Here is a 959-nt window from a genome sequence, read left to right on the forward strand (position 1 = left end):
TAGAGGTCAGTAGTTAGTTGCTTATTAATTTTGCTTGATGAATTTTATCACTATCCACCATTTTTGTTATCAAGTTATTGAATATTGTATCCTTACTTTGAGAGCGGTTTATTCTAAAACAAAACTCATTAAAATACCGATTTAGATTATTATCACTTACCCAGGAATATGTTGTCCTTATCCAAGATTTAACTTGATGTATCATTGTGTGCAATGCTTTAAAGTTCAGCCCTTTGTTACTTTCAATTTGTTTAATGTCATACACATTGGAGATAGGTCTATAACCTCTCCATTTATCGGTAGTTACTTTTGCATCCCTACTGATATGGTTTACAAAAATATATTGAAGTGATTTTGCTGAAAAGTCATCTATTTTCATAGCATACATTCTTCTTACTTTGCCATCTTCTGTTAGCTGAACCGCTGTAACGGCCTTCTTTTTCTTGGCATCGTAACTTCTTCCTGTCTTTTTTTCTTCTCTGCCACCTAAAACAAACTCATCAACGTGAACAATACCATCCATGGGATTATTTCCGCTAGAAGACATTGCTTCCCTTACCTTGAGCATAAACAACCGTGCCGTTTTTTCAGTAATACCGAAGCGAACACCCATATAGCTTGCAGACAAGCTCTTTGTGGTCGTTGACATCTCAAAGCAAATAAAAAAGGCTTTACGCAAGCCAAATTTGACCTTATGGAACAGTGTGTTTGACGTAGCAGATTCTTTATGGTTACAGACATTGCACTGTCGTGAAAAATCAGCCTTTCTTTGATATGCGGTATGATTGCATTTCAAACACTTATAACCTGTTTTATCTTTTAATTCCGATAGATATTCTTTACAATTAAGATCGGTTTTGAACCGATCAGAGAACTCTAGAAGGTTTTGTCCTTTAAAAATGTTCATATTACATCATATTTATTGACCTTAAAGATAAGTATTTATATACTGACCTCTA

At 34.3% G+C, this 959-nt stretch carries 1 protein-coding gene; it reads right to left on the reverse strand.

All coding sequences use genetic code 11. The features are described from left to right. Nucleotides 1–13 precede the first annotated feature (13 nt). Nucleotides 14–907: an IS1595 family transposase gene (locus FT986_RS06230; protein ID WP_147864343.1), complete on the reverse strand. Its 894-nt coding sequence runs from the start codon at nucleotides 905–907 to the stop codon at nucleotides 14–16. Nucleotides 908–959: the final 52 nt, after the last annotated feature.

This window comes from Mesonia sp. K4-1 (assembly GCF_008017825.1).
Taxonomy (GTDB): Bacteria; Bacteroidota; Bacteroidia; order Flavobacteriales; family Flavobacteriaceae; genus Mesonia.

What these genes read in the sequence shown, in the direction of transcription:
- FT986_RS06230 (WP_147864343.1), bottom strand. Translation starts at nt 907, where the DNA reads ATGAACATTTTTAAAGGACAAAACCTTCTAGAGTTCTCTGATCGGTTC.